This window comes from Gorillibacterium sp. CAU 1737 (genome assembly GCF_039888655.1).
Lineage (GTDB): Bacteria > Bacillota > Bacilli > Paenibacillales > NBRC-103111 > Gorillibacterium.
Genome location: NZ_JBDQQO010000007.1, coordinates 206562 through 233156, shown reverse-complemented (window position 1 = coordinate 233156; position 26595 = coordinate 206562). Strand labels below are relative to the sequence as shown.

Below are 26595 nucleotides of genomic sequence, written 5' to 3'. Positions count from 1 at the left end.
TCTACCAGCCAGCTGAACGAGCCGTGAACGCTTGTATCTTCTATAGAAAAGGACCTTCCGCCCCCATGACCCACCTAATCAGGTTAGGATCAAAGGGAAGAAGGCCCTTCAGTCATTCCTTACGCTTACCGAGAGATCCCCCTCAGCGTGTATTCATAGACATAGGCGCGGTTCGCCGGGATGCGGAACTCCGGATGCGTCCAAGCGCCCCAGGAATCGTCTCCGCCAACGCCCATCTGCTTGTCATTCACACGAACGACGGTGCGGGTGCTGTCCGGCAGCTTGTAGAGGTGATCATGCTCCTCCAACTCTTCCGGCGAGTAAGGGAGGGCGGACAGCTCCACAACCGGGCAGCCGCCGATCTCAAGGCCGAGGCCGGTAGCATCGGTGATACGGGCAAAGCGAACATCGGTTTTGTTGCCGCATTCCTGCGGGCGGAGGTACGGCGTCAGTTCATTCGCTACTGTCGACTGATAGCGACCGAGGCGGGTTCCGGTGTGGCGGTCCCAATGGTTCTCCTCCGGGCCTCGTCCATACCAGTCCAGCTGAGAGAAGCGCTTGGCCAGGCTAAACCGCATCCCGACGGCCGGAATGTCCGGCAGGCCTGCTCCAGGGATCAGCTCTTGCCGCACTCGTACTTCGCCGTCTGGCGTTACGGTGTAGGTCACCGTCACACGCGACTGCGCGGCTTCCGGCAGCAGGAATTCCTGCCGAACGAGGAAGTTCACTCGCTCTGTGCGGTACTGCACGCTGACCGGGAGACGTTCGGCGGCGGCTTCTCTCCATACCCCCGAGCGGGCAGGCAGTCCGTTGCCGCGGTCGTTATCGGTCATCGCCCTCCAGAAGTACGGCGAAGGCCCTTCTCCCCCTGCAAGCAGCTCGGTTCCGTTCACCTCGAACGACTCCAGCTCGCCGGTCGCTTCATCGAAGCGGATCGTGCTGATTCCCGCTTGAACGATCCGCTGGCCGCTCTTCTTCTCCACCGAGACCGCAGCCGCTCCTTCTTCACCTTGCTCCTCCCGTTCGCCATCGTTAGAACCGGAGGCGGTCCCGCCTTCCATCACGGGAACCGGGAGCACGAATTGGGCATGAGCCACTTCATGACCCTTCGCCGCCCAAACCTTATCCTCCGGGAGCACAGCCTTCAAGGTGATCACATACTCTTCTCCAGGCTCCGGCGTTTCCGGAAGCGGCCATTGGAACGACAGGGTCTCTTCGGCAAGCGGAGCAAGCGAGTAGGAGCCCCTCCGTTCGTCCATTGGTTCTCCGTTACGCTCCAGCGTGCAGACAAGCTCGAACTCGTCGAGGTCCGTGAACAGGTACCGGTTGATCACCCGAACGGTTCCCCGCTTCAAGTCTACCGGCACGAACTGCAGGTTCTGGTATGCCGTCTTCACTTCGGCGAGCTTCGGAGACGGAGCGCCATCGGCAAAAATCAGGCCGTTGCCGCTGAAGTTCCCATCGTTCGGCGTATCGCCGAAATCCCCGCCATACGCCAGATATTCCACCCCATCCGCTGTCTTCGTGCGGATCGCTTGGTCGATCCAGTCCCAGATGAACCCGCCTTGCAGGATCGGATAGCGGTCGAACAGCTCCACGTACTTCATCAGGCCACCGACCGAGTTGCCCATTGCATGGCTGTATTCACAGAGGATAAACGGCTTGCGGGCTGTTCCGTTGCCCAGTTGACGCTGCATCGGGTCTACTCTCTCCATGCGGGCATACCGCTCCACATTGTCGGGAGACGTGTACATTTGGCTCTCCATGTCGCTCGCCGCTTCGCTTGACCGGTGCAAGAACACACCTTCGTAGTGAACGATCCGGCTCGGGTCCGCCGCCTTCAGGAAATCATGCATGCGGATAAAGTTGCGTCCGCCCCACGATTCGTTGCCGAGCGACCAGATGACGATGGACGGGTGGTTTTTATCCCGCTGGAGCATCGAATTGCAGCGATCGAGGACGTTCTCCGTCCACTCCGGCTTGCTTGCCGGCACCGTGTCGCGTTCCTCCTGCTCCGGTTGGCCGTAGGACCAGCTTCCGTGGGTCTCCAGGTTGGTTTCGTCGATAACGTACAAGCCGTATTCATCGCACAAGTCGTACCAGAGCGGGTGGTTCGGGTAGTGCGAGGTACGCACTGCGTTGATATTGTTGCGTTTCATGAGAAGGATATCGCGAAGCATGGCGGCCGCGTCGACCACACGGCCGTTGTCGCAGCCGAATTCGTGGCGATTGACGCCCTTGAAGACGATCCGCTCGCCGTTGATGCGCATGAGGCCGTCCTTGATCTCAAAGGTACGGAACCCGATGCGCTGCGATGCCGCTTCGACCACGCGCCCCGCCTCATCGCTCAGCACAAGCAGGAGCGTGTACAGGTTCGGATGCTCCGCGCTCCACTTGAGCGGGTTCGAGACCGACAGGCTGAGCTCGAATTCCAGCTGCTCGCGGTCGTCTACCGGGAACTCCATGCTAGCCGCGGCCCCTTCAACCGGTACTCCTGCCGCATCATAGAGCTGGATGCGGAAAGAATGAGCCCCCGCCGCTTCTCCATCATAGTTGCGAATGGTGGCTTTCACGCGCAGGGTTCCGTCGCGATAGCCGGAATCGAGGACCGGCGTCGCGAAGAAGTCGTACAAATGCACCGGCTGCTTCGTATACAGGAATACGTCGCGGAAGATGCCCGACAGACGCCAGAAATCCTGATCCTCCAGCCAACTGGCATCGCACCAGCGGTAGACCTCAACGGCGAGGCGATTTTCACCCGGAACCAAATACGGGGTGAGGTCAAAATCAGCCGGGGTAAACGTGTCTTCGCTATAGCCGACCAATTCCCCGTTCAGCCATACATAGAAGGCCGATTCCACGCCCTGGAAGCTGATGAAGACCGGCTGGCCGTTCCATTCTTCAGGCACCGCGAAGGTGCGCAGGTAGGAGCCGACCGGGTTGTAGTTCGTGGGGGCGAAGGGAGGCTTGATGTCCTCCTTGCCTACCCAGGGATAAACGACATTCGTATATTGCGGGTAATCATAGCCTTGCAGCTGCCAATGGGACGGAACCGGAATGGTCGCCCAGTTGGAGGTATCATAGTCGTTCCGATAGAAGTCGACCGGGCGGCTGGCCGGGTTCTCTGCAAAATGGAATGACCATTCCCCGTTCAAGGAGTGAAGGAACGGCGTAGCGCTCGGGTCTCTCTTCAGCGCCTCTTCCGCCGTCGGGTAGGGAACAAATGACGCATGAGCGGCCATCCGGTTCAATTGAAAGATGTCCGGGTTGTTGTTCCATTCTGGATATCCATTGGTGGGAGGCGTATAGATAAATTTATTCGGCATAAGGCACCTCGTTATTCATGGGTTGGGTTCACGCGAATACACCTTTAGTTTACTCAACATCTTTCCAACAAGAAAGCCAAAGATACTCGCCCGACATCAACAATATTCGCATCCAACCCGTGCCAATCGGTGCAAAAAAAGCCCCCGTATCCTTTCTGCGGAAAAATCGCAGATGCAGGAACGGGGGCCATTTGCAGCTATCGTCATCCTTGACGAATTAGACCGAAGGTCGAGTTTGCAAGAACGCTCTAGGACAACCGATTGCGGTAATCCTCGTATTGGAACTGGCGCACAACCTTACTGCCTTTTCCCTCTTGGTAGAGGGCGATGGACGGCAGGTTGACGCCGTTGAACATGTGGTTCTTGACCATGGTGTAATGCGCCATGTCGGTGAAAATGAGCTTATCGCCCGCCTCGAGCGGCTTCGGGAACGAATAATCGCCAATGATATCGCCGGCCAGGCAGGTCAATCCGCCGAGGCGATACGTATGCGCGAATTCGCCCGGTTGGCCTGCGCCGATGATCGTCGGACGGTAAGGCATCTCCAGGACATCCGGCATGTGGCAGGTGGCCGAGGTATCGAGAATGGCGAGGTCCATGCCGTTCTTGATCGTATCGAGCACCGTGGTCACGAGGTAACCGGTGTGGAGGGCGATCGCCTCTCCCGGCTCCAGGTACACATGCACGCCATACTTGTCTTGAATGTGGGTGATGCAGCGAACGAGCCGTTCGATGTCGTAATCGGGGCGGGTGATGTGATGACCGCCGCCGAAGTTCAACCACTTCATTCCATGCAGGTACTCCCCGAACTTCTCCTCAACCGCTTGAAGCGTACGCTCCAGCGTATCCGAGTTCTGCTCGCAGAGGGCATGGAAGTGCAGGCCGTCGAGCCCTTCGAGCTCTTCCGGACGGAAGTTCGCAAGGGTTACACCCAGACGGGAATTCGCATAGCAAGGATCATACAGCGGCGTCGCCACCTCCGAATATTCGGGGTTGACGCGAATGCCGCATTCAATCGGCTTGCCAGCCGCTTTCACCTTGTCCTTGTACCGGTTCCACTGATCGAACGAGTTGAACACGATGTGATCGGCGTAGGTGAGCATCTCGTCGAATTCGCTGTCCACGTAAGCTGGAGCATAGACGTGAACCTCCTTGCCCATCTCCTCGTACCCGAGGCGGGCTTCAAACAAGGAACTCGACGTGACGCCCTTCAGGTATTCCCCGATGAGCGGGTAGAGCTCGAACATCGAGAAGCCCTTTTGGGCAAGCAGAATGCTCGCTCCGGTGCGATCCTGTACGGACTTCAAAATCTCCAGGTTGCGTCGGATCAGCCGTTCGTCAACGAGGTAGCTGGGCGAAGGCAGCGAACGGATGTCGATGTCCATTACTTCACCTCGTCAAGCAGGACGGGCGAGAGGTCTTCTTGCCAAGGCAAACCGTGCTTGTTCAGGGCATCCATGAATGGATCCGGATCGAATTCTTCTACGTTGTAGACGCCGGGCTTCTTCCATACGCCTTGGAGAATCAGCATTGCGCCGATCATCGCCGGTACGCCCGTCGTGTAGGAAATGGCCTGGGAGCCGACTTCGGCGTAGGCTTCCTGATGGTCGCACACGTTGTAGACGTAATAGGTCTTTTCCTTGCCGTCCTTCACGCCGCGGATGATGCAGCCGATGTTCGTCTTCCCCTTCGTGAGAGGCCCGAGGGAAGCCGGGTCCGGCAAGATCGCCTTCAGGAAGTGCAGCGGAATGACCTCCTTGCCCTCGAACTCAATGGGCTCGATGGAGGTCATGCCAACGTTCTCCAGAACCTTCAGGTGGGTCAGGTAGTTGTCGGAGAACGTCATCCAGAAGCGAATGCGCTTCAGGCCTTTTATGTTAACGGCGAGAGATTCCAGTTCTTCGTGATACAAGAGGTAAATGTTTTTGGGACCGATCTGATCGAAGTCATACGACTGCTTGATGGACAAGGGAGGCGTCTCGATCCATTCCCCGTTCTCGTAATAACGCCCGTTCGCGGTAATCTCGCGGATGTTGATCTCGGGGTTAAAGTTGGTGGCGAAAGGATAGCCGTGGTCGCCGCCGTTGGCGTCCAGAATGTCGATCGTATGGATTTCGTCAAAATGATGCTTTTGGGCATAAGCGGTGAATACACCGGTTACCCCCGGGTCAAAGCCGCTTCCGAGAAGCGCGGTGATGCCGGCTTGCTCGAACTTTTCCCGGTAAGCCCACTGCCACTTGTACTCAAACTTGGGCGTATCGAGCGGCTCATAATTGGCCGTGTCCACATAGTGGACCTTGGTTGCCAGGCAGGCGTCCATGATGCTCAAATCCTGATAAGGGAGAGCAACATTGATGACCACGTCCGGCTGAAAGCTGCGGATCAGGGCGATGACCTCATCCGTGTTATCGGCGTCCAGTTGAGCAGTTTGGATCTTCGTACGTCCGCCGTCCAGCTTGGCCTTCAGGGCGTCACACTTCTCCTTCGTTCTGCTCGCGATGCAAATTTCCTCAAATACGTCCGGATTCTGGCAGCACTTGTGTACAACGACACTCGCTACACCGCCAGCGCCAATAATCAACGCTTTTCCCAAAATAGCATTCCTCCAGTACAATAAGGCTGTTCGTGCCTTGAATAGCGGTTGAAATGGAACCATTCCAACAAACAAAATTGATTATACCCATTATGAATCGCAATAGCAACGAATTCACCTTGAAAAACGCGATCTTTCGCGAAAAGACAGGCAATAGGCGAGAGATTCTGCTGGAATTGCGAGATTTGTTTGTGGTTTCCTCGCAAATGCTAGAGAATCCTCCGCTTTTCATAGGCCTTTGCGCAAACTTTCCTCTGCCGGAGCTCTCCACCGTACCTAGAAAAAGCTTCCGTCCCGTCTCCCTCAACCGGGTTGACGTGATGCGGAAGCTTTTAAAAAAGAGGTTACATGGATTACGAATAAAGAGGCCGTCCTTGCTCATCCAGTACACCGGATTTGCGGTAAAAGTACGTATTGATGACATCCCGCCAGTGGTCGGCATGCTCCGCCTGCTCCATCAGTCGATCGAGCACGAGGCGATAGCGCTCCTTCTCCACCAGTCCCTCAAGTGTCTTCCACTCTTCCAGAAGGCGGTGTGCTTCTGTAGCTCCCTCGAAGTGACTGTCATAGATGTGCTGAATGACGGTTTTGCCGGAATGAAGCACATGCCCGTACGGAACATGATGGAAGAACAGAAGCAGCTCGTCGGGGCAGGTCGCAAGCGACTCGTACCGGCTGGCATTGTCCGACCCGTATTGGGTCGTAAAGCCGGAGCCGGTTGCTTGCGTGCGATCCACGCCGATGCCGTCCCGGTCGGCGAAATGATAGGTCCCCCACCGCGAGTATTCGTAGCCGTCCACATCCGGGCCGTAATGCGTGTGCGGGGTGACCATCCAGCCGACGCCGAGCGGGGCGGTGTAGCTCTCGTAGATGGGCCACGAGTCCAGCAGGATGCGACAGAGGGTGTCGAGCGTCTTCGGATGGCTGCCGAAGGTGAGCTGGACCCATTCTTCTGCGATGGCGCGGGCGGTCAATTCGGGATTCCAGATCAGCCTTCCGTACCCGTACAGGTTCGCCTGAGCGAGCACATGCCCGGTCCAGGTATCGTCCATGCCAATGTTTGATACCGCAGAGATTCCGCTCATCTTCATCGAGTACACGAAGCCGCTAATGATTGCCTTGACCGGTGAACCAACCCCCTCGACCTGTGTATCGAAGTCGAGCACTTCCTTCCACTGCGGCACGAGGTAGCAGACATGCCGCTGCTGTCCTGTGTATTCCTGCGCGATCTGGAATTCCAGCACCTGGTTGGTCCTCTTCATGCCCCCGAAGAGGGGCGACGCCGGCTCGCGAACCTGGAAGTCCATCGGGCCGTTCTTGATCTGGAGCAGCACGTTCTCCCGAAAGCTGCCGTCCAGCGGCATGAAGTGGTCGAACGCCGCCTTCGCCCGATCCGTCGAGCGGTCTCGCCAATCCTGCATGCAGTTGTAGACGAAGCAGCGCCAGATGACGAGCCCGCCGTAAGGAGCGAGGGCATCGGCCAGCATGTTGGCGCCATCCGCATGGTTTCGTCCGTAGGCGAAAGGGCCAGGCCGGTGCTCTGAATCGGCCTTCACCAAAAACCCGCCGAAATCGGGAATCCGCCGGTAGACCACTTCGGCCGTCTCCTGCCACCAACGACGTACTCCCTCATCCAGAGGGTCTGCGGTCGAAAGGCCACCGATCTGGAGCGGTGCAGCGAAGTTTACGGCGAGAAACAGCCGAATGCCGTATACCCGGAAGAGCTCCGCCACACGAGCGACCTCCGGCAGCTTCTCCTCCGTGACGAATTGCGTCTCGTTCTCGTGAACGTTCACGTTGTTGATCGAGACAGCGTTGATGCCGACCGAGGCGAGCAGACGGGCATAGTCGCGAAGCCGCTCGAACCGGTGCGCGAAATTGCCATTTTCGTAGAAGATGGACGGGCCGGCATATCCCCGCTCCACAGAACCGTCCGCATTGTCCCAATGGTTGATCATGCGGAGGCGATTGCGAGGCTCCTCCATAAGGTCGATTCCTTCCGGACGAACGCCGTCTGTCATCAGGCGCCGCAGGTGAAACACCCCATAGAGCAGCCCGACCTCCGATCGAGCCGCTAGCTCGAGAACATCCCCGGCCCCCTCTCGAAGATGGCGGATTCGAAAGCCTTCTTCGTGCAAAATCCCCTCTCTCACCACCAGTCGCAAACGAGGGGCTGGGGAAGTGTCGGCTGAAGAAACCACTCTCCCCTCCGTCTCAAGCAGCTCTCGACAGAGCGTCGCCCACTCTGTAAGCACCGCTGCCCCTGTGGGGGAATGAAAGTCCGGCACCTCAGCGGTTTGCAGAACCCTTGCCCAGGAGGAGCGGAGCTCCTCCTGCTCCAAGGGGACGGCCTGCAGCCAGGCGCGATAGGAAAGATTCGGCTCTACAACGCTGCCGGCGGGCTTCATCCCTTCACCGCTTCCACCAGCCGGGCATAAGCCGGCTTCGGCTGATGCTGCTCATCAAAGAGGAAGGGCCAGTTTTTGCGGCCCTTGACCGGAAAGTCATCCAGCCACGTATAATCGTCCGCCGCTCCCCAAAACGTGACCGAGTCGATGGAGCTGCGGTATTCGCGAAGCAGGCGGAAGATGGACTCATACCGAACCGCCTGCAGCTCAAGCAGGGCCGGGTCCGGCTTCATGAGGTCGGTTCTTCGATCGTCAAAGCGAAACACCGACAGATCCAACTCGGTGAGCTGCAGCCGAAGGCCGAGCGAGGCGTACTTCTCGATAGCGGCGCGAAGCTCATCAAGCTCGGGATGATAGAGGCTCCAATGCGCTTGGAGGCCAATGCCATGAATCGGAACTCCTTGCTCAAGAAGGCTGCGAACGAGCGTATAGATCTTATCCCGCTTGGTCGGGTTCGTCTCGTTATAATCGTTGTAGAACAGCTGCGCCTCCGGGTCGGCATCATGGGCATATCGAAACGCCTGCGCGATAAACTCACCCCCGGCAATCTCAGTCCAGCGGGAGTTCCGCAGCAGGGCTTCCCCTTCATCCGCCACTGCTTCATTGACGACATCCCACGCGTAGATCGTTCCCTTGTACCGGCCTACGACCGTATCGATGTGCTCTTTCAGCCGGGCATACAGGGTCTCTTTATCCGTGAGGCTGCCGTCCGCGTTTTGAAACAGCCAATCCGAGGATTGGTTATGCCAGACGAGTGCATGACCGCGCATCTTCATGCCGTTCTTGCGGGCGAAGCCTGCCAGCCGATCCGCTTCCACGAATTCGTAGCGATCTTCCTTTGGATGAAGAGACCCGAATTTCATTTCGTTTTCCGCGGTAATGCTATTGAAATGGCGGGCCAGAAGCCTGCCCTGAGTAAGGATGGTCAGAGGATTGACGGCCGCCCCGATCCAAAAGTCATCCTGAAACAGCTCCTTCAATGCAGGTCCTTCGCTTGCGTTCATCGCTTACGCCTCCGCTTCTTCCAGCCACAGGATCGACGTCACCCCGCGCGGGTAATATTTGCTTCCGGTGATCTCTCCAGCAATGATCTGATCGCTCCAGCTCCAGACGGACAGCGTCTTGTGCGTTAGCCACCCGACATGCGCCCGATCCGCCTTCGCCCCTTCCTCTTCCCAGGGCAGGCCGAGCAGCTTGCGGGCGATAAATTGGCAGAGGTAGATTTTGCTCAGCCAGGAGTTGCTGCTCGTCGAGGAAATCTTCCAGCCCCCGTCAGGGAACAGGCAGACGCCTTCTTGAAGCACGTAATGAAGGTGCTTTTTCAACCCTTGAAGGTACGCCCCGAAGCGGCCCTCTGGATCGAGCGCTTCCCGGCAGCCGGTGTAATAAGGGAAGATCAGGCCTTCGATAGCCGGAATGATCTTGGAATCGTTGTTCTCGCCCATCACGGCGGGGAAATACCCTTCCTCCGTCTGATGGGACAATATGGTCGCAGCGCAACGATCCGCCTGCTGTCCGGCGATGCGCGCGGACTCCTCCCTGCCGTTCGCACGGAAGAGCTTCTCCATCGCTACATACGAGGCCCAGCATTTTCCGGCCAGGTAGAGGTTGTTGCGAGCCTGCCCGAGCGAGACGTCCAGGCTGTCGTAGGTCGTGATCTCGGCCCCGCCCATCGTGCGGGTGCTGTCCAGCCCCATGACCCCGTTTCGTTTGTCAGCTTCCGGATGATCCCGATTGAGCATGCTGGTCAGGCAAGCTTCCAATAGAGGAAGCTTCTCCTTCAGCCAATCGGCGTCTCCGGTATGCTCTGCGTAAACGGCGGCACACAGCACCCAGTTCACGAGCTGCTCGTGCGTCATATGAGAGAAGCAGCCCGTCAAGCCGTACAGCTCATAGGACGAATAACCGGGGCGGGAGATCGTGTTCGCAATGCCCATGTCGTGCGTGAAGCTGATACCGCCGGGGTATTCCTTTTCCTCTCCGGGAAATCGCACCTGATCCTCGTAGAAGAAGCGGCTTGCGAAGCCATCCAGCTCGTTGCGCACTGTCCAAGGATTCATCCGCAGCTCATAGAATAATTGATCCACGGTCAGATCGAATGTATTCATCATGCGGTATTCGCCCTCATTCACGACCCAGAACGGCTGGCCGTCCAGCTCGAGGAATTGGGTTGAGCCGTAGTAGCTGCGAATCGCATGCGCCAGTTGAAACTTCTGGTCGGCGGACAGTGCCGCCTCCTCGACCATCCGATTGCTCTCCTCCGCGAGCCGAATCAGCCGGTCGCTCTCGGCCACGGCATACTCGCCTACCTCCTCCAGGCTTCGGAAGTAGCGGGTGTACCAATAGGAAGCATCTGCGCCAGCCGTGACGAGTCCGCCTCGGTAGAAACAGACGGCGAACCGGTACGTCTTCCTCTCGCCGGGCGGCACGTCCATGATAAGCGCACCGATCCTCCCCAGCCCGAAGGTCCAGTTCTCCTCTCGCTCGCTCAGAAGGATATCCTCCAAAGTAAAATGAAGCGCGGAGCGCACATCCGCATCACCGGACACGAGGGAGGTCAGTCGTCCCTGCCCGATACCGGAGAGTCGGCTCGTGTCATCCATCCGCCGCATCGAGCTGTAGGGATCGCTTCCTTCAAAGCCGAAGAAAGCGCGGCGCGAGCGAGTGCCCTTGCGGTTGTCCACGGTCAGCTCCGCGAGGACGGCCGGCACGAGGACGGCCTTCAACTCGTCGGCGGTAGCACGATCGGGATCGGGAACGCCTTGCACAGGCGAATAGAGCGTAAAGGTCAGGTCTCCCGCCGTCCACGTATCCGTGGAGAGCCGGAAATCCCGCTCGATCCCGTCTGTTGCAAACGCTGTCAAAATCGTCGGTTTGTTAGGGTTCGGATCGGGATTCTCGACATCGTAACGGCTCGCTTCATCCTCCTGCGATTCGAAGAAGGGCAGCGCTTCGTAGCGGCCTCCTTCCGGGGTCTCCACCCCGATGTACACGCTGCGCTCGGGGGAACGACCCAGCTCGAGATCGAGCCCGCCGCCCGCTCCGGGAAACCCGAGGGTCAAGCTTGCATAAGCTCCGATAGGGGAATGATGGGCATTGAACAATTTGTTGATGGGTGCTTCAATTTTCATCCTTTTACTCCTCCAAGTGTCATACCTTTGACGAAATATTTTTGAAGGAACGGGTAGACGAGGATGATCGGGACGCTGGCCACGATGGTCATGGTCGCCCGGATCGAGGTGGGCGTCACCCGATTGGCTCCGCTTTCAGAATTCGCGAATTGGCTCGCGAAGTCCTGCCCGGTGTTCAGAGACGTATTGGAGTTTTGCAGGATCTTCATCAGCTCGTATTGCAGGGTGCTCAGCTCTTTGTAGGACGAATTGTACAGGAATACGTCAAACCACGAGTTCCATTGCCCTACCGCAGAGAAGAGCGATACCGTGGCGAGCACGGGGATGCAGAGCGGCAGAACGACTTTGAGGAAGGTTGCAAACTCACCTGCTCCATCGATGCGCGCAGACTCCAGAATCCCCTCCGGAAGGGCTTCGATGAAGGAGCGGATGACGATGATGTTAAACACCCCGATTAACCCGGGGATGATATACACCGCGAAGGTACCGATCATCCCAAGCTCCCGGATGAGGAGGAAATTCGGAATGAGCCCGCCGCTGAAATACATCGTGAGGATGAAGGCGAGGGAGACGAATTTGCGCAGCACATACTCCGGGCGGCTGATGGTGTACGCGACCATCGCACAGCAGAAGACGGAGGCGACGGTGCCGATCACCGTCCGCAGGACCGAGATCAAGGTCGCGTGGAAGATGGTCGCTTCGTTAAATACATAATGGTAATTCTCCCAAGTAAACGCACGGGGCCAGAGGTAGATACCGCCCTTCACGGAATCGACCGCTTCATTGAAAGACACGGCCAGGGTGTTCAGGAACGGATACAGGGTGACGATGACGAGCAGCAGCATGAAGGTGATGTTCCCCGCATCGAAGAGGCGATCCGAGGGGGATTTGAACCGGGCGTACTGCTTGACGGGTGCAGAACGGGTTTTGGACATGGGGGATCCTCCTCCTAAAACAGCCGATCTTCGCCGAGCCGTTTCGCGATGTGGTTGGCAGAGAACAAGAGGATGAAGCTGACCACCGTCTTGAACATCCCCGCCGCGATGGAGAGCGAGAAGTTCCCCATCTGAATGCCGTATTTCAGCACGAAAATATCGAGATTTTCGGAATAGTCCACATTCATTCCGTTTCCGAGCAGGTACTGCGGCTCGAAGCCGGATTCGAGCAGGCTGCCGATATTCATGATGAGCAGGATGATGAAAACGGGCTTCAGCCCCGGCACCGTGACATGCCAGATGCGCTGGAAGCGTCCGGCTCCGTCAATCTCCGCTGCCTCGTATTGGGCGGGATCGATGGTCGTGATTGCAGCCAAGTAAATAATCGTGTTCCAGCCGACATTCTTCCAGACCTCAGAAGCACCGAGGATTCCCCAAAAGTACTTGCCCACTCCAAGCCACAGGATCGGCTCCTTGATCAGGCCGACCGCCATCAAGAGCTCATTGATGATCCCTCCGTCCGCTGACAGGACGGTGGAGATGATGCTTGCGGCTACGACCCAGGAGATGAAGTGCGGCAGGTAGCTGATCGTCTGCACCACTCGCTTGAAGGCGATGTTGCGCAGCTCATTCAGAAGAATGGCAAGCGTGATGGCGGTGAAGAAGCCGAGCACGAGATTGATGAAGCTCATGGCAAGCGTGTTGCGCAGCACGAGGAAGAAATGCTCATCCTGGAACAGGAATTTGAAATGCTTCCATCCGACCCAATGCTGGTCGAAGACTTTGCGGTTGGCGCGGAAATCCTGGAAGGCGATGGTCCAGCCCCAGAGGGGCATGTATTTGAAGATGAACAGCCAGATCAGGAAGGGAACAGACATGAAGACCAGGGTTTTCTGCTGCACCAATTTCTTGAAAAAGCTTTTTCTGCCGGGTGGCAGCGGCAGTGCGTCAACCTGCGCGGGGGACAGCGGTTCGATGTCGCGCATGGTCACATCTCCTCCTATCGCGAGCCCTTGTCGTAAGGGAGCAAAGAAGGCCGGAAGCCCTTGATCCGAGCATCCGGCCTCCTTCGTTCTGCGTTATTTTTTGCCCTCAGCGTTCTCGATCTTCTTGGCGACCTCCGCCGTGATCAGATCCTCATAGACCTTGACGTCCAGCTTGTTGAATTCCTTGAAATACTCCTCCCACAGCCCATCAAACTCGTTTGCACCCGCGAGCACCAGCTTGGGGAAGTATTTGCGCTGCAGATCGCCCTTCTTCTGGGTGAAGATTTGCGCCGGCGAGCCCTGCTCGACTGGAATGCTCCAGGCGGGATACCAGGGGCGATCATCCGGGGCGGCGAACAGGCCGGAGAAGGACTTGATGTCATACTCCTGCAGCAGCTTCTTGTCTCCTTCCGTATAGGACATTTGGGCAACCTCCGGCTGACGTCCGGCGCCTGCCGAGTTACCGTCGGGAAGCGTCGAGCCATTGCCGTAGCGAGGCCAATTGTATTCAAAGTACTTGAAGCCGAAGCTTTCGCGGAACGCTTCTGCATTCGTCTCGGTCACCATCTCAGCCGGGCGATAGAAGCGGCCCTTGTCGTCCACCTTGTACGTTTGATCCTTGATCCCCCAGTTGGAGAGGATTTGGTTCTCGTCCGTCAGCAAGTTGTCGAAGAATCTGACGATTCGTTCCGGATCCTTGGCGCTGATCGAGATCCCGATTCCCCGGTTGTTGACGAAGGAAGGCGGGTCAAGGTATTGATCCTTGGTGTCCTTGTCATACACGATCGGAAGACCGATATACTCCAGGTCGTCATTACCCGATTTTACCGCCGCTTCATGCAGGTTAGACAGCGCTTGACCGGCCTGCCAGCGGTAATCGAAGAAGCCGAGCACCTTGCCGGAGGCGATCTTCGCCAGGTATTGGTCGTAGTTGTCCACGAAGGAGGACTTGTCGAACAGCCCTTCGGCATTCAGCTTGTTCAGCTCCTGCAGGTACCGCTTCGTGATGTCGTCGTCGCCGTAATCGTTCGCCTTGTGGGTCTTCATGTCGACGATGACGCCGCCGTCATTCGGGTAGCCGGCCAGGTGCATCGGCGCGTTGGTGAAGGCGAAGAATTTGTCCTGTGTCGTAAGGGCCAGGTATCCAGTGAGCTTTTCCTCGGCGTGTTTCTTCGTATAGTCTCGAATGAGGTTCAAGTATTCATCAAGGGTTTTAATCTTCGGATAGCCGGCTTCCTTCAGCACGCGGCGCTGAATCCAGAAAGCGCCTTGATCGACGTTCGGAGCGGGCAGGTAGTCGCCCACGATGGCGCTCATCGGCAGGAAGTAAATGTTGCCGTCGGCTGCCTTCATCAGGTTGTAATAAGGCTCATAGACGCGCTTGATATTGGGACCGTACTTGTCGATCAGGTCATTCAGCGGAATGAAGGCGCCCGCTCCCACCAGCTTGTCGATGGAGTTGCCGGGAACAATGACATCCGGGTAGGCATTGCTCGCAATGAACGTACCGACCTTCGTGTTCTCGTCTCCCACCAGGTGCTCCAGCTTGAAATTGACACCGGTCTGCTCCTCCAGAATTTTACCGATCGTCGTTTCATTCGTGTTCTTGTCTTTGCCTGCCGCCGCGTTAAAGTACGTGAAGGTGACCTTTTCTTCCTTCTTCGTGCCGCCATCCGTTGCAGAGGCGCTGGGTGACTCTTTGTCCGCGCTCTTCGAGCAGCCCGCCAGAAGGGAGACCACGAGAACTGCGCTCAGGCAGCTGAGCCATACCTTTCTCTTCATGCGAACGACCTTCCCCTTTCATCCCACCTATTTTTGGAAGCACTTTCAGTATAAAAGAGGGGCCTTGCGTTTTTTACCCGGCAATCTAAAGGCGATACTTAGAAAATTACAGGTCTTGCTTCGGGATCCGCAGCTCCACCCGGGTCCCTTCCCCTTTTCGACTCCACACTTCAAATCGGAACCGATCTCCGTAAAACAGCTTGAGGCGGTAGATGACATTCTGAATGCCGATCCGTTCCCCCATCTCCGTCTCGCTGTTCCGAAATCCGCGAATCCGTTCGACCTGCTCCTCTTCCATTCCTGCGCCATTGTCCTCAATCGAGCAGACCAGACAGCCTTCCCGCTCCTCTGCTGTCACCTCGATGCGCCCGCCGTTCTTGCGCTTCTCGATGCCGTGAATGCTGGCATTTTCCACAAAGGTGACGATGGCCATCTTCGGAAGCAGCCTCTCCAGGTCTTCCTCCCGCACGTGGATCTCGTACTCGATCTTCTCGCCAAAGCGATACCTCTGGATTTCAAGGAAGCAATGCACGAATTCCAGCTCCTCCCGCAGCGTGACCATGTCCTTCTTCCACACGAGGGAGTTGCGAAACAGCTTCGCCATGTTGTGGATGATGTGCGCCGTTTCGGTCTCGTCCTTGATCAGGCTGCGCATGCGAATCGTCTCCAGGGCATTGAACAGAAAATGGGGGTTGATCTGGCTTTGGAGGGCATTCAGTTGGGCGTTGCGGTGCTCCAACTGGAGATGGGCTTTTTGAATATCGGCAATATACACATCGTGGATCAGGCTGCGCAGCTCAAGAGTCATCCGGTTGAATTCGGCCGTCAATTGCCCGATCTCGTCGCGGTAGAGGGGGCCGCCGATCGTCTCGTAATGCTGGTTCTTTACCTTCTTCATATGCTTCAAAATGCGTACTAGCCGCACGTTCATGGAACGGCTGATCCAGAGGATCACCAGGGTAGGCAGCACGAAATTCAGGCAGCTGAGGAGGAAGATGAATCGCTGCGAGTGGGCGACATCCTTCCATACGACATCCGCCGGTACACGTGCGGCAATGCTCCAGCTGTTCATGCTGTTCGTGTAGAAGCGCTCCGTTCGAAACTCCAGCCGCTTGTCCTCGCGAATGGCATCTGAATAGAGCAGGGGCTCCACGCCAATAGTGGTTTTGGGGTCTGTGGTCCAGATCACTTCGTCTTTTCCGTTCAGCAAAAAAACGTTCCCCTGGACGTTCAGGTTCCTCAGAATCTTGCGGATGGTGGACATGCGGAGGTCGATCTGGAGGTATTTCTCGTAGTTGCTCTCCGGCTCGTAATAATTCAATCGCCGATAGAGGCGAAGCCGGTCCTTCCGTCCACCCTCTTCAACGGCCAAAATAATCGGTTGAAGCCGGTTCTCCGCCCCTACCATCCGGTACCAGGGCTCTTTTTTTACCTCATCGTCCAAAAAAATGATCCCACCGGAATAGAGCAGGGTCGGGTTGTTGACGTAGATCGAGATGCCTTCCACGGAGTTGTAGATCGGACTTCCCGCATTCAGCACCCTTCGCAGGTAGGAATCGTACGCTTCAATGTAGGCTACGGGCTTCGGATAGTCCTTATCGATGATTTCATTCAGCGGGAGATCGGTGTAAAAGCTGGACGAGATGTCGATCGCATCGGCAATCTCTCGCTCAAATTCGTTTCTCATCTGGGTGAGAGCGATGCGTACATCCTGCTCCCGCTGCTCCTTCACGCTGTCCGTGGTAACTTTATAGAAGAACAGATTGGTGAGCACAATCGGCAGGAAGACGGACAGCGCGTACATGAGCAGCATTTTTCCACGCAGCCGGACATGGTTGATGCTAGGCCCCATGATTCTTCCTCGCTCGGTTCCCGGAGTAGGGGGTAAGCCGGTTTCGGTATTCACTCGGAGTCTGCTTCTCCAGCTTCTCGAACTGGGTGACGAAGTAATCTGCATGGCTAAAGCCGACCAGCTCGGCAATTTCGTAGATGCGGCGGTCTGTCTGGCGGAGAAGTCGCTTGGCCTCCGTTATGCGCAGCTTCAGCAGGTAATCGTTGAAGTAGAGGCCGTAGGTCTTCTTGAACAGCTGACCGAGATAGACCGAATTGAGGTAAAAGGCCGCGGAAATGCTCTTCAGGCTGATGTTTTCCCGGTAATGGGCATCGATATAGGCACGAATTTTATGAATGCTGCCCTTGCCCTGCTCGCTTCTCAGCTCCGCCAAATAGAGACTGCTTTCCTCAGCAAACTGCTCGAATAACCGCTGGAGTCCGCCGAGCGTCAGGTTCTGATCCTGCCAATTGAGAATCAGGTGGAGCGCAGGAAGCTCGTTCTTGTCTCCCTCCATGTCCTCTATGACGCGAATGATCCCGAGCACGCAATGATGAATCGCCATCTTAACCGCTTCTGGGGCATAATGCTCCTCCTGAAAGGAGGTGAACATGTCACCGATGGTCTGCTGAAGCCGCGCCGCCTGGCGTTCCTCCACGCTCTCCAGAAACTCGCGGTACCGCTCTTCTCCAATCGGAGCGTATCGCAAAGGCGGGAGCGGTATCTCCCCCGCAATGACCAGCCCGCTTCTCTCCTCCTGATACTTGTAGAGCAGAGCCTGCTTGGCGCTCTGGTAGGAATCGGCGAGGCGCCGAAGGCCGGGAGCCGGGGTCCCCGCATAAATGAAGATCCGCTCGCTCCCCGCTTCCGCCTGCAGAAGCCTTCGCAGCTCCTCCGCAAAGGTGCGCACCTTGCCCCCATACCAACGCAGGGAGCTGGATGGCAGCAGGATTCCGATCCGGTTGCGATGCTCATGGAGAAAGAACGCTCGACATGCGTCCGCCATTCGAGACAAGGCGGCTTCCACCCGCTGTTTGAAAGCGTGCGGCTCCTCCTGCGGATGGATCGCTTCCGTTTCCTCCCGGTGGAAGAGGGCTTCCGTATCGTTTCGCTCGGCAAACAGGTAATAGAGCGGCTCTTCCACGTTCCATTGCAGGCGCTCCGCCCATCCCATTAGGGTACGGTCCTCCGCGTCACCCAAAATTAGGGCCTCCATAAGAGCACCGGGCAGCATCCGCTCCTCCCGCTCTTCCTCTCGCTTCTGTTTCTGCAGGAGCTCGCGGATTCGATCAAGCGCGTCCAAAAGCTCCTGCTCGTGGATCGGCTTCAAGAGGAAATCCTCCACTCCATAGCGGAGAGCCTGTCGGGCATATTGGAATTCGTCATAGCCGCTTACGATGATGAAATGAGGCGAGCAGGTGAGCCTCTCCTTGACCTGCCCGATGAGCTCCAGTCCGTCCAGCTCCGGCATGCGGATATCCGTCACGACCACATCCGGCCGGAGCTGTTCAATAAGTTCGAGCGCATCCTCCCCGTTATCCGCCTCTCCCACCACCTGGAAGCCGGAGGCTTCCCAATCGATCAGCTTCATCAGTCCTTTGCGAGTGAATCCTTCGTCGTCAACGAGAATGGCACGATACAAGCGAATCAGCCCTTTCCTCGGATAGTTCCATAGAAGGAAAATTTTGTTATTCCTATTCCATGCTACCATACTTGTATGGTAGCATGGAATAGGAAAGGAGGCGCTTTCATTGGCAACTGATTCGAGGTATCCCCCGCTTGCCGCCGGAGCGCTCGTCTACTCCACGCTCAAGGAGCAGATCGTCAGCCTCGCCCTTCCGCCGGGAACATCTCTCTCGGAGAAAGAAACGGCCTTGCTCTTTCAAGTGAGCCGTACACCAGTTCGGGAGAGCTTCGTCCGTCTGGCTCAGGAAGGGCTGGTTGTCGTTCTGCCTCAGCGCGGGACACGCGTGTCGCTCATCGATCCCGAGCTGGTGGAGGAAGCCCGCTTCATGCGCGAGCAGCTGGAGCGCGCCGTCATTCGCCTTGCCTGCAAGCAGTTCCCGCCGGAGCTCCTCCCCCCGTTGGAAGAGAACCTGGAGGCGCAGCGGGTGTGCATCCGCGATCATAACAGCAAGCAGATGTTCAAGCTGGATGAGGAGTTCCACCGGCTGCTCTTCGCCGGCTGCCGCAAGCTTGGGACATGGACGGTCATCCAACAGATGAACGCTCATCTCAATCGAAGCCGTATCCTATGGCTTGCGAACGACCCGGACTGGAGCAAGCTGTTCGAGCATCATCGCGCGATGCTAGCGGCGATTCGAGCCGGCGATGCCGATCACGCCGAGCTGCTCATGAAGGAGCACCTCCGTCTGGCGATTCTGGATGTAGCGATGCTGAAGGAGGCCCATCCGAGCTATTTTGTCTGAAGGAAGAAATCATGGGAAAAGGCGGTGGACAACTGCATGCGCATGGTTTTTCGTTGGTTTGGGGAAGGCAACGATACGGTGTCCCTTCGGCATATCCGGCACATTCCCGGTGTCGAGGGCATCGTCTGGGCTCTGCATGACCTCCCGGCGGGAGAGGAATGGCCGCTTGCGCGCATTCTTGAGGTGAAGAGGCAAGCGGAGGAGTTCGGCCTGCATACGGAGGTTGTGGAGAGCGTCAATGTGCATGAGGACATCAAACTGGGCCTGCCGACCCGAGACCTCTACATCGAGCGATACATCCGAACAATCGAGCAGCTTGCCCATGCCGGTGTCAAAGTCATCTGCTATAACTTTATGCCGGTCTTTGATTGGGCACGCACCGATTTATTTCGCAAGAGACCCGATGGATCAACCGCCCTCTTCTTTGAAAAAGCGCGCATTCACGGAATTGACCCGTTCGAGCTTGTCCGCACGATCAATGAGAACAGCTCGCTCACGATGCCCGGCTGGGAGCCGGAGCGCCTGTCTCGGCTGACTGAGCTGTTCGAGGCCTATCGTACGGTGGACGAGGAAGCGCTGTGGACCCATCTCGCTTATTTCCTTCAGGCCGTCATTCCGGTCGCCGAACGGAACGGCATCCAGATGGCCATTCACCCCGACGATCCGCCCTGGTCCATCTTCGGCCTCCCCCGCATCCTCACCGGACAAAACAACCTGCGACGCTTCCTCCAGCTGGTGGATTCGCCTTCGAACGGGATTACCCTTTGCACCGGCTCCCTCGGGGCAAATCCGGACAACGACTTGATCGCCATGATTCACGAATTCCATGACCGCATCCCGTTCACGCACATTCGCAACGTGAACGTCTACGAGAACGGGGACTTCATCGAAACCTCGCACCGCACCGAGGATGGGACGGTCGATATCGCGGGTGTCGTAAAGGCCTATCAGGAACTGGGATTCAACGGGTACTGCCGACCGGACCACGGCCGTCACATCTGGGATGAGGTGTGCCGGCCCGGCTACGGGCTCTATGACCGGGCGCTGGGCATTATGTACCTGTGGGGGCTGTGGGATGCCTATCAGAGAGTAGCCGCCGACGCTGCTGCCTCTGAGAGAAAGGAGGCAGTTCGATGACGGATCAACCGAATGCCTCCTCGCAGGAGCTGCCCTTCCATCCCGGTCTCCAGGGCAAGACGGCCGTCATCACCGGAGGCGCGGGTGTCCTCTGTCGGGCGATGGCGCTGGAGCTGGCAAGGCAGGGCGTGCGCGTCGCCGTCCTGAACCGGACCGGGGAGAAGGGCAACCGCGTCGCCGATGAAATCCAGGCTGCGGGGGGCTGCGCGATCGCGGTTCCCTGCGACGTCACAGACGCCGCGAGCGTCCGCGCCGCCGAGGCCGCGGTCCGGGAAGCCTTCGGCACCTGCGACATCCTCATCAACGGGGCCGGAGGCAATCGCAAGGATGCGACTACCACGCAGGAGATTTACCGGCCAAACGGAGACGGAGGCGAAACGACCTTCTTCAACCTCAGCATCCCCGGCTTCCGAAGCGTGCTCGACCTCAATTTCATCGGCACGCTGATTCCGACACAGGTGTTTGCCGAAGCGATGACCGGACGCCCCGGCGCTGTCGTCCTCAACCTGTCTTCCATGAGCGCGTTCGCGCCGATGACGAAGGTTCCCGCTTACAGCGCCGCCAAGGCCGCCATCCACAACTTCACACAGTGGCTAGCGGTTCACCTGGCGGAAGCCGGCATTCGCGTCAACGCCATCGCGCCCGGCTTCTTCCTCACGGAGCAGAACCGCGAGCTGCTCACGAAGGCGGACGGCACCTTCACCGAGCGCTCCAAGAAAATCCTCGCTCATACCCCGATGCGCCGCTTCGGGGTGCCCGCGGACCTGCTCGGTACGATGCTCTGGCTCGTCGACGAGCGCAGCTCCGCCTTCGTCACCGGCGCCGTCATCCCCGTCGACGGCGGCTTCCAGGCGTACTCCGGCGTATAAGCTCCGACGCCGATTAAACGAACGAAAATCCCCCGTGAGGGGCCTCTTGCCGGGCGGCGAGAGGCCCCTCACGGGGGAATCGGGGGCGAGGAGGCAGATCGGCATCGCGCCGGGAACCGAACTAAATCTTCAGCTCCCCAAGCTTGATCAGCTCGACAACCGCTTGCGAACGGCCTTTGACGTTCAGCTTTTGCATGACGTTCGAGATGTGGGATCAAACACGTAAAAGGATAGCATTATCCCTGTTTGCTGAGTAAAGTGTACACATCGACGTTCCCGTCGCGATCCACCGTAATTTCCTTGATCAACTTGGTCAGCGTGATTCTCACCTTTTCTACTTCATCGTCGCTGTCGAAGTTCATTATTCCCTCCACAGCGGCTCTAATCTTCATTCGTTCAGCTGAGAAATCCTTCTCCTGCTCCATTTCCTCCTGTATCTTACCTACTCTGCCTTCCAGATCGACTATAGCCTGTTCGTACCTTTCTTTCTCGTAGCGATATTGTGCATCGTCGATTTCTCCAAGCATCTTCTGCTTTCGCAGCCCGAACAACAAATCGCGGTTCTGCTTGATTTCTCTCTGGAGGATCGCTGCCTCCTTTTCGCCGCTTTTTGTCGATTTCTCCCTTACCCTCAAGTATTCAATCACTGCGTCCGTCCCCGTATCAATGTCAATCTGCTCTCTGAGGCCTTTGCTGATCCATCCCATGATTTGGTCTCGCACGTGATAGTAGGGAACCCACTTGTCGTTTTCGCAGCCGTTCTCTCCCATTCTACGCCGACGGGAGCACATCAGGTAACGATACTGCCCTTTTGCCGCCATCGTGACCATAGCTGAGCCGCAATGCTTGCAGAAGATCATCTTGGCGAATACGTTGACATACCTTTTCCGTCCGCCTCGACTGCCGCCGCCCCTGATCTGACGGATCTCTTGTGCCCTCTGGAACAGGTCATCGCCAATAAGCGGTTCATGGGTTTTGGTTTCTGTCATTAGCCACTCACTCTTTTTTCTTCGTACGAGCTTCTTTCTTAAATCCAATAAATCCATCGTGTTTTTATTGTAAAACTCCTCGGTTGTAAATTTGCAGAACACGTTTCGTCCAGAATAGGCCTCGTTCTGCAATATGCGCTGAACGGTTGTCAGCCCCCAAAGTCCTTTTTGCCTGGGGGAGGGGATGGAGAGATCAGGCGAATTGAGATGGTTTACAATCGCTTTTTCCCCCATCTTATGGTTCACGTAAAGATCGAAGATCTTTCGAACAACCTCAGCGGCTTCCTCGTCTACGATAAGCATCTTTTTGCCTTCCCTTACCGTCTTCTTGTATCCATACGGAGCGAACGCGCCGGTGAAGTTACCTTTTAGCGCTGATTGCTTTTTTCCCCTTTTTGAGGAAATGCTGATCTGTTTACTCACTTGCTCGGCAACCACGCTAAGGATACGTGTCACAAATTCATTACCTTCCTTTTGGGAATCCACCCCGTCTTCCACCCCGATAACCCGCTTCTTACATATGTCAACAAGTCGTCCCATAAGAACATCGAAATGATGGCCTCTCCTTGCCAATCGGGATAACTGAGTGAATAGGACAACATCAAACTTATCGTCCCTTGCGTCAAACACTAAACGTTGCACATCAGGTCGTTCTATATACGACATTCCTGACGCCCTGTCCTCATAGACCTGCACGACATCAAAACCATACTGATCGCAAAGCTCCTTACACGCCGCTAACTGGTGTTCGGGGCTGTCCTTTTGCTCATCCTTTTCGGTCGATACCCTTACGTAAATCGCCGCTCTTGTCATTACAGCCCTCCCCTGTGATGTAGCAGCTTATTATCTCGTCAAAATCATATGGCATGAGTCCATATTTCGGTGAGATCATTCTTATTTTCTCCTTTATGATTTCGGAGATGACTTCTCGAACGTCTCCCTCAACCCTGTGGTACCGTACATGAAAGCCTCTTTTCCTTGGCATCGGAATCACCTCTGCCTTATGCCTATTCATGTCAGAATTTGTCCAATACATCATGGGTTTCCTATTCCCAAGGTTCTCCGTGAAGATCATCTCGCAACTCTGGCCGTTTCTTTCATTTTCAAAAGAATCGAAAACAGGTATTCATCCGTCTCTGTCGAATGATTTTCTGAATCCTACAACCAAGTGCCTTGCTTCTGTAACCAAATCAAATAACGGACTAAAATGTCCTACTTATAGGTGAGCTTCCATGAGTCGAGATCCAGAGTTGAACACTTTGGTGGATACGTTATATAAGATGTGGTTGGAAGATACGACGCCTTTTCCGTATGCAGACGTGCGAGCGATTCAACAAGATTTTGAAAGAGGGTTCATTCGATTTGCCCGTGGAGATTTCTCTCTCGGTCCCGACTTAAATTATTATTGGATGTTTATTGCTGGATTGGCATCAGGGGAGATCAGAAACCGATTAAAGGATTCACACGAACTTCGAAAGGTCCAACACTGGTTAACCAAATCATTCTATGACTGGTATCCTAAATATCGATTCCTTCAGTTTTTTGACTTGAGCAAATACCGTGATTTCCAGCATGAATATAGGAAGTACGAGAGTATGCGCACGATATTGCTAAAGGTTGTTCAAGTTTACAAAAATGAGTAATGGGTTTGATTGTTTGCATTTCAAACACCATTGCGTTCGAAATGTGGTTGCGAACGGTTTTTTCGCTGATAAACAGCTGTTGAGCGATATCCTTGGTGGTTTTATCCTGGACAAGAAGCTCGAACACTTCGCGCTCGCGATGCGTCAATAAGAACTTGCTGTTGTGATCGCCTTTCAATTATGTCACCCCTCCTTGCTCGGGATTTGGGATGGTTACAAGGGATAGGGATACAGTCAAACCATCTTATGAGTGCGGGAAACCCTTGGTGCGGTATCCGAAAAAAATAGGCTGGATGCGGTTTTGCGACACTTTGGGGATGGCAACGGCTTTAACGAAGACGCTTCCGCTTGCCCCCATACTTCCGCTCTGGGTACCAGATCGGTCCCGGCGGGCTGTGGCGAAGGGAACGGACGCGAATCCCGCCAATCGTCCCGAGAAGCGCTTCCTGACAGCGGGCAATTGCAGCCAGTCTTCGTTGAACCGCCCTCTGGTCTGAGGCACTTAACGGGAGAGTCGATTCTTCCTTGGCCACACGCATGAGCAGGTCGGCCAGAGCGCGCTCGCTGATCGCGAAGGATTCCAGCAGGTGAAGCCTGATTCGGTTCTCCCGGCCGCGAAGATTCATCGGGTCGAAGTCTCCCGGTCCGAGCCGAGCAGGCCGTCGTAAGAAGACGTCCCCTCTTCCTCCGGCTCCAGGAGCAGTCGAAGCTGGCGGGCGATCGCGATCTCCATCTTCGTGATGCCCTCCAGAATCTCGATCATCTGATCGTGCATCTCCATCGCCGTCTGATGGACCTCCTCCGGACCCTCGCAATTCTCCGGGCGGATTTGCGCCGCGATCCAGCCTTGAGCGAGCTTCGCCTCGCCGGCCTTCGCCGTCAGCAGCTTGGCAATTGACGCTTGAATGAGCGCAGCGGATTCCATAATCCGCTCGCAGGCCTGCTCCTTTTTCATCCCGCTTCGCTCCTTCCTACTCTTCCTGCCGCTTCCACTCGCGAAGGATCACTTCCATCTGATCCGCAAGCGCCATCTCCAGCTCGGCCAGTTGCGAGAGGTACCCCGTCAGGCTGCGGGAAACCGCCGTTCCCCTCTCCCTTCGCTCCTCCTGGCTTTCCCCCGGCAGCCCCGAGAGCGCTCCAAGGAAAGTCGCTGCCTGATCGGCAAGCGGCTGCTCCGCCGCAAGAAGATCCGCCACCTTCCATTGGGTTTGGGCCACATGCCGAAGCATTTCACTCAGTTGTCGTTCCATGCCGATCCGCTCTCCTTCTTATCCGCTAAGGGCCATCGCTTCCTTTTACGGTATGCAGCCGCCCCTCATTCGGTCTATCCTGAAGCCCCTCCTGCTCCCCTTTGCCTCAAAAAAAGAAGGTCTCGACAATCCTTCAACCTTCCGGGCATTTCTCCATATACTGCAGGGTGATTGGAAACAGAAGGCGGGGAGTGTGCCATGAAGGTTTTGTTTGTGTTTTATGTACCCAGCGGCGGAATGGAGACGCTGAATCGAATTCGCTCGGCCGCCTTGCAAAAGAACGGCATCCACTGTCACCTGCTCTACCTGAAAAAAGGGGCCGGCCTGCAAAATCCGTCTCCTTCCCCGGTTCATGTCGGGAACAAGGATCTCTTCCTGAAACGGCTGCTCGTTCGTGAGAAATTCTCCCTCATCGTCGTCACCTCGGACTCGTCCATGCTGAGGCGGCTTCGAAGGCTCGGGTATCGCGGACCGCTCGTCTTCGAGGGCCAAGGCTTCGGCACACGGCCGCAAGCCGTGCGTGTGCTCAATTTGGCTGCTCGCAACGTGAAGACCTATGCGAACGGCTTACTCTACCCCCCCACCTCTCATCTCGCCGAGCTGTTTCAGCAGATTTACCCGAAGAAACGCCACTTCAGCTTTTCGAACCCTTTTCCTGCCGGTGAATTCACCTACCGGCCGCTCCCCCCGCTCGGAGCGCCGGTGGCTGCCTGGATCGGACGGATTGAGGCGAACAAGAACTGGGAGGGCTTTCTGGAGATCGGAAGCCGATTAATCGCCCGAAACCCGGCCTTTCAGCTGTATATGTTCCTCGATACCAATCTTGCAAACCCGAAGGAAAACAGCCGGTTTTACCGAACCGTCAACCGGTTAAACCTGACGCCTCACCTGCACTTGATCCCCAATGTTCCTCACGCCTCCATGGCGGACTACTTGTCCCAGATCGGTGATTCGGGAGGGCTGCTGGTCTCAACCTCCCGCTTGGAAGGCTTCGGCTTTGCGGTGCTGGAGGCGATGAGCTGCCGCTGCCCGGTGCTCACCTCCGATTCCGACGGGGTGCGCCATTTCGTCGTTCACGACGTAACGGGCAAGTATTACCCTGCCGATGACTATGAGACCGCCGCCGTACAGGCAGCGGAGTTGATCGAGGATGCGGTGAAGAGGGAGTCCATCCGCAGTCAGGCCCGCGACTTCGTCGCGAGCCGATTCTCCCCGGAGGGGTATGCTGCTCAGTTCGCCGCCATGGCGGCGGCGCTTGGAGCGAAGTAACCCGCCAGGCCGGCGTC

The 26595-nt window shown here is 56.6% G+C and carries 20 protein-coding genes and 2 pseudogenes; 5 read left to right on the top strand and 17 right to left on the bottom strand.

The window, feature by feature from the left end; translation table 11 throughout:
• Positions 1-125: 125 nt before the first annotated feature.
• The 11 genes from lacZ to AAFN83_RS16140 form a co-directional block, all read right to left on the bottom strand.
• Positions 126-3326 (bottom strand): beta-galactosidase, LacZ type, encoded by a 3201-nt coding sequence (gene lacZ, locus AAFN83_RS16190; protein WP_347771167.1) that lies wholly within the window; start codon positions 3324-3326, stop codon positions 126-128.
• Between the two features lie 248 nt (positions 3327-3574).
• Complete coding sequence (gene nspC / locus AAFN83_RS16185) at positions 3575-4711, bottom strand: carboxynorspermidine decarboxylase (RefSeq protein ID WP_347771165.1); 1137 nt, start codon at positions 4709-4711, stop codon at positions 3575-3577.
• Positions 4711-5919 carry a saccharopine dehydrogenase family protein gene (locus AAFN83_RS16180; RefSeq protein WP_347771163.1) on the bottom strand — a complete coding sequence of 403 codons (1209 nt, stop codon included), beginning with the start codon at positions 5917-5919 and terminating at the stop codon, positions 4711-4713. Before AAFN83_RS16180 ends, nspC begins: the two co-directional genes overlap by 1 nt.
• Positions 5920-6272: 353 nt before the next feature.
• Positions 6273-8327: an alpha-glucuronidase family glycosyl hydrolase gene (locus tag AAFN83_RS16175; protein WP_347771161.1), complete on the bottom strand. Its 2055-nt coding sequence runs from the start codon at positions 8325-8327 to the stop codon at positions 6273-6275.
• Positions 8324-9331, bottom strand: coding sequence for an endo-1,4-beta-xylanase (locus tag AAFN83_RS16170; protein ID WP_347771159.1), 1008 nt, complete (start codon positions 9329-9331; stop codon positions 8324-8326). The genes AAFN83_RS16175 and AAFN83_RS16170 overlap by 4 nt, the downstream gene beginning before the upstream one ends.
• A 3-nt stretch (positions 9332-9334) precedes the next feature.
• Positions 9335-11458, bottom strand: coding sequence for a glycoside hydrolase family 52 protein (locus AAFN83_RS16165; protein WP_347771157.1), 2124 nt, complete (start codon positions 11456-11458; stop codon positions 9335-9337).
• Complete coding sequence (locus AAFN83_RS16160) at positions 11455-12393, bottom strand: carbohydrate ABC transporter permease (RefSeq protein WP_347771155.1); 939 nt, start codon at positions 12391-12393, stop codon at positions 11455-11457. Before AAFN83_RS16160 ends, AAFN83_RS16165 begins: the two co-directional genes overlap by 4 nt.
• A 14-nt stretch (positions 12394-12407) precedes the next feature.
• Positions 12408-13271 (bottom strand): ABC transporter permease, encoded by an 864-nt coding sequence (locus AAFN83_RS16155; RefSeq protein WP_347771253.1) that lies wholly within the window; start codon positions 13269-13271, stop codon positions 12408-12410.
• A gap of 201 nt (positions 13272-13472) precedes the next feature.
• Entirely contained in the window at positions 13473-15161 is a 1689-nt protein-coding gene (locus AAFN83_RS16150) for an ABC transporter substrate-binding protein (RefSeq protein ID WP_347771153.1), read from the bottom strand.
• Positions 15162-15267: 106 nt separating this feature from the next.
• Complete coding sequence (locus AAFN83_RS16145) at positions 15268-17013, bottom strand: sensor histidine kinase (RefSeq protein WP_347771151.1); 1746 nt, start codon at positions 17011-17013, stop codon at positions 15268-15270.
• Positions 17003-18634 (bottom strand): response regulator, encoded by a 1632-nt coding sequence (locus AAFN83_RS16140; RefSeq protein ID WP_347771149.1) that lies wholly within the window; start codon positions 18632-18634, stop codon positions 17003-17005. The genes AAFN83_RS16145 and AAFN83_RS16140 overlap by 11 nt, the downstream gene beginning before the upstream one ends.
• Before the next feature lie 109 nt (positions 18635-18743).
• Here AAFN83_RS16140 and AAFN83_RS16135 point away from each other — a divergent pair, with 109 nt between their 5' ends.
• From AAFN83_RS16135 to AAFN83_RS16125, 3 genes are read left to right on the top strand one after another with little or no spacing between them, the layout of a single operon-like run.
• Positions 18744-19421 (top strand): GntR family transcriptional regulator, encoded by a 678-nt coding sequence (locus AAFN83_RS16135; protein WP_347771147.1) that lies wholly within the window; start codon positions 18744-18746, stop codon positions 19419-19421.
• 36 nt (positions 19422-19457) lie between these two features.
• Positions 19458-20558 carry a mannonate dehydratase gene (uxuA, locus tag AAFN83_RS16130; protein WP_347771145.1) on the top strand — a complete coding sequence of 367 codons (1101 nt, stop codon included), beginning with the start codon at positions 19458-19460 and terminating at the stop codon, positions 20556-20558.
• On the top strand, positions 20555-21427 hold the full coding sequence (locus AAFN83_RS16125; RefSeq protein WP_347771143.1) for an SDR family oxidoreductase: 873 nt from the start codon (positions 20555-20557) through the stop codon (positions 21425-21427). Before uxuA ends, AAFN83_RS16125 begins: the two co-directional genes overlap by 4 nt.
• 121 nt (positions 21428-21548) lie before the next feature.
• Here the strand turns inward: AAFN83_RS16125 and AAFN83_RS16120 are convergent.
• Positions 21549-21641, bottom strand: a pseudogene (locus tag AAFN83_RS16120) (LuxR C-terminal-related transcriptional regulator); the annotation flags it as partial.
• A gap of 22 nt (positions 21642-21663) precedes the next feature.
• Positions 21664-23229, bottom strand: a complete 1566-nt coding sequence (locus AAFN83_RS16115) for a recombinase family protein (protein WP_347771142.1) — start codon at positions 23227-23229, stop codon at positions 21664-21666.
• A gap of 419 nt (positions 23230-23648) precedes the next feature.
• Between AAFN83_RS16115 and AAFN83_RS22130 the strand changes: the two genes are divergently transcribed.
• Positions 23649-24059: a YxiJ family protein gene (locus AAFN83_RS22130; RefSeq protein WP_481810516.1), complete on the top strand. Its 411-nt coding sequence runs from the start codon at positions 23649-23651 to the stop codon at positions 24057-24059.
• Between the two features lie 28 nt (positions 24060-24087).
• Here AAFN83_RS22130 and AAFN83_RS16110 read toward each other — a convergent pair.
• The 4 genes and pseudogenes from AAFN83_RS16110 to AAFN83_RS16095 form a co-directional block, all read right to left on the bottom strand.
• A pseudogene (locus AAFN83_RS16110) lies at positions 24088-24237 on the bottom strand (LuxR C-terminal-related transcriptional regulator); the annotation flags it as partial.
• Between the two features lie 151 nt (positions 24238-24388).
• Positions 24389-24685 carry a hypothetical protein gene (locus AAFN83_RS16105; protein WP_347771140.1) on the bottom strand — a complete coding sequence of 99 codons (297 nt, stop codon included), beginning with the start codon at positions 24683-24685 and terminating at the stop codon, positions 24389-24391.
• Entirely contained in the window at positions 24682-25014 is a 333-nt protein-coding gene (locus AAFN83_RS16100; protein WP_347771138.1) for an alpha-helical endospore appendage domain-containing protein, read from the bottom strand. The genes AAFN83_RS16105 and AAFN83_RS16100 overlap by 4 nt, the downstream gene beginning before the upstream one ends.
• Before the next feature lie 16 nt (positions 25015-25030).
• Entirely contained in the window at positions 25031-25309 is a 279-nt protein-coding gene (locus tag AAFN83_RS16095) for a hypothetical protein (RefSeq protein ID WP_347771136.1), read from the bottom strand.
• A 198-nt stretch (positions 25310-25507) separates the two neighbouring features.
• On the opposite strand from AAFN83_RS16095, the gene AAFN83_RS16090 reads away from it, so the two are divergent.
• Positions 25508-26578, top strand: a complete 1071-nt coding sequence (locus AAFN83_RS16090; RefSeq protein WP_347771134.1) for a glycosyltransferase family 4 protein — start codon at positions 25508-25510, stop codon at positions 26576-26578.
• The last annotated feature ends 17 nt before the right edge of the window (positions 26579-26595 follow it).

Coding starts and splice junctions, on each gene's coding strand:
- lacZ (WP_347771167.1), bottom strand. CDS start 3,326: ATGCCGAATAAATTTATCTATACGCCTCCCACCAATGGATATCCAGAA.
- nspC (WP_347771165.1), bottom strand. CDS start 4,711: ATGGACATCGACATCCGTTCGCTGCCTTCGCCCAGCTACCTCGTTGAC.
- AAFN83_RS16175 (WP_347771161.1), bottom strand. CDS start 8,327: ATGAAGCCCGCCGGCAGCGTTGTAGAGCCGAATCTTTCCTATCGCGCC.
- AAFN83_RS16170 (WP_347771159.1), bottom strand. CDS start 9,331: ATGAACGCAAGCGAAGGACCTGCATTGAAGGAGCTGTTTCAGGATGAC.
- AAFN83_RS16165 (WP_347771157.1), bottom strand. CDS start 11,458: ATGAAAATTGAAGCACCCATCAACAAATTGTTCAATGCCCATCATTCC.
- AAFN83_RS16160 (WP_347771155.1), bottom strand. CDS start 12,393: ATGTCCAAAACCCGTTCTGCACCCGTCAAGCAGTACGCCCGGTTCAAA.
- AAFN83_RS16155 (WP_347771253.1), bottom strand. CDS start 13,271: ATGTCTGTTCCCTTCCTGATCTGGCTGTTCATCTTCAAATACATGCCC.
- AAFN83_RS16150 (WP_347771153.1), bottom strand. CDS start 15,161: ATGAAGAGAAAGGTATGGCTCAGCTGCCTGAGCGCAGTTCTCGTGGTC.
- AAFN83_RS16145 (WP_347771151.1), bottom strand. CDS start 17,013: ATGGGGCCTAGCATCAACCATGTCCGGCTGCGTGGAAAAATGCTGCTC.
- uxuA (WP_347771145.1), top strand. CDS start 19,458: ATGCGCATGGTTTTTCGTTGGTTTGGGGAAGGCAACGATACGGTGTCC.
- AAFN83_RS16125 (WP_347771143.1), top strand. CDS start 20,555: ATGACGGATCAACCGAATGCCTCCTCGCAGGAGCTGCCCTTCCATCCC.
- AAFN83_RS16115 (WP_347771142.1), bottom strand. CDS start 23,229: ATGACAAGAGCGGCGATTTACGTAAGGGTATCGACCGAAAAGGATGAG.
- AAFN83_RS22130 (WP_481810516.1), top strand. CDS start 23,649: ATGAGTCGAGATCCAGAGTTGAACACTTTGGTGGATACGTTATATAAG.
- AAFN83_RS16105 (WP_347771140.1), bottom strand. CDS start 24,685: ATGAATCTTCGCGGCCGGGAGAACCGAATCAGGCTTCACCTGCTGGAA.
- AAFN83_RS16100 (WP_347771138.1), bottom strand. CDS start 25,014: ATGAAAAAGGAGCAGGCCTGCGAGCGGATTATGGAATCCGCTGCGCTC.
- AAFN83_RS16095 (WP_347771136.1), bottom strand. CDS start 25,309: ATGGAACGACAACTGAGTGAAATGCTTCGGCATGTGGCCCAAACCCAA.
- AAFN83_RS16090 (WP_347771134.1), top strand. CDS start 25,508: ATGAAGGTTTTGTTTGTGTTTTATGTACCCAGCGGCGGAATGGAGACG.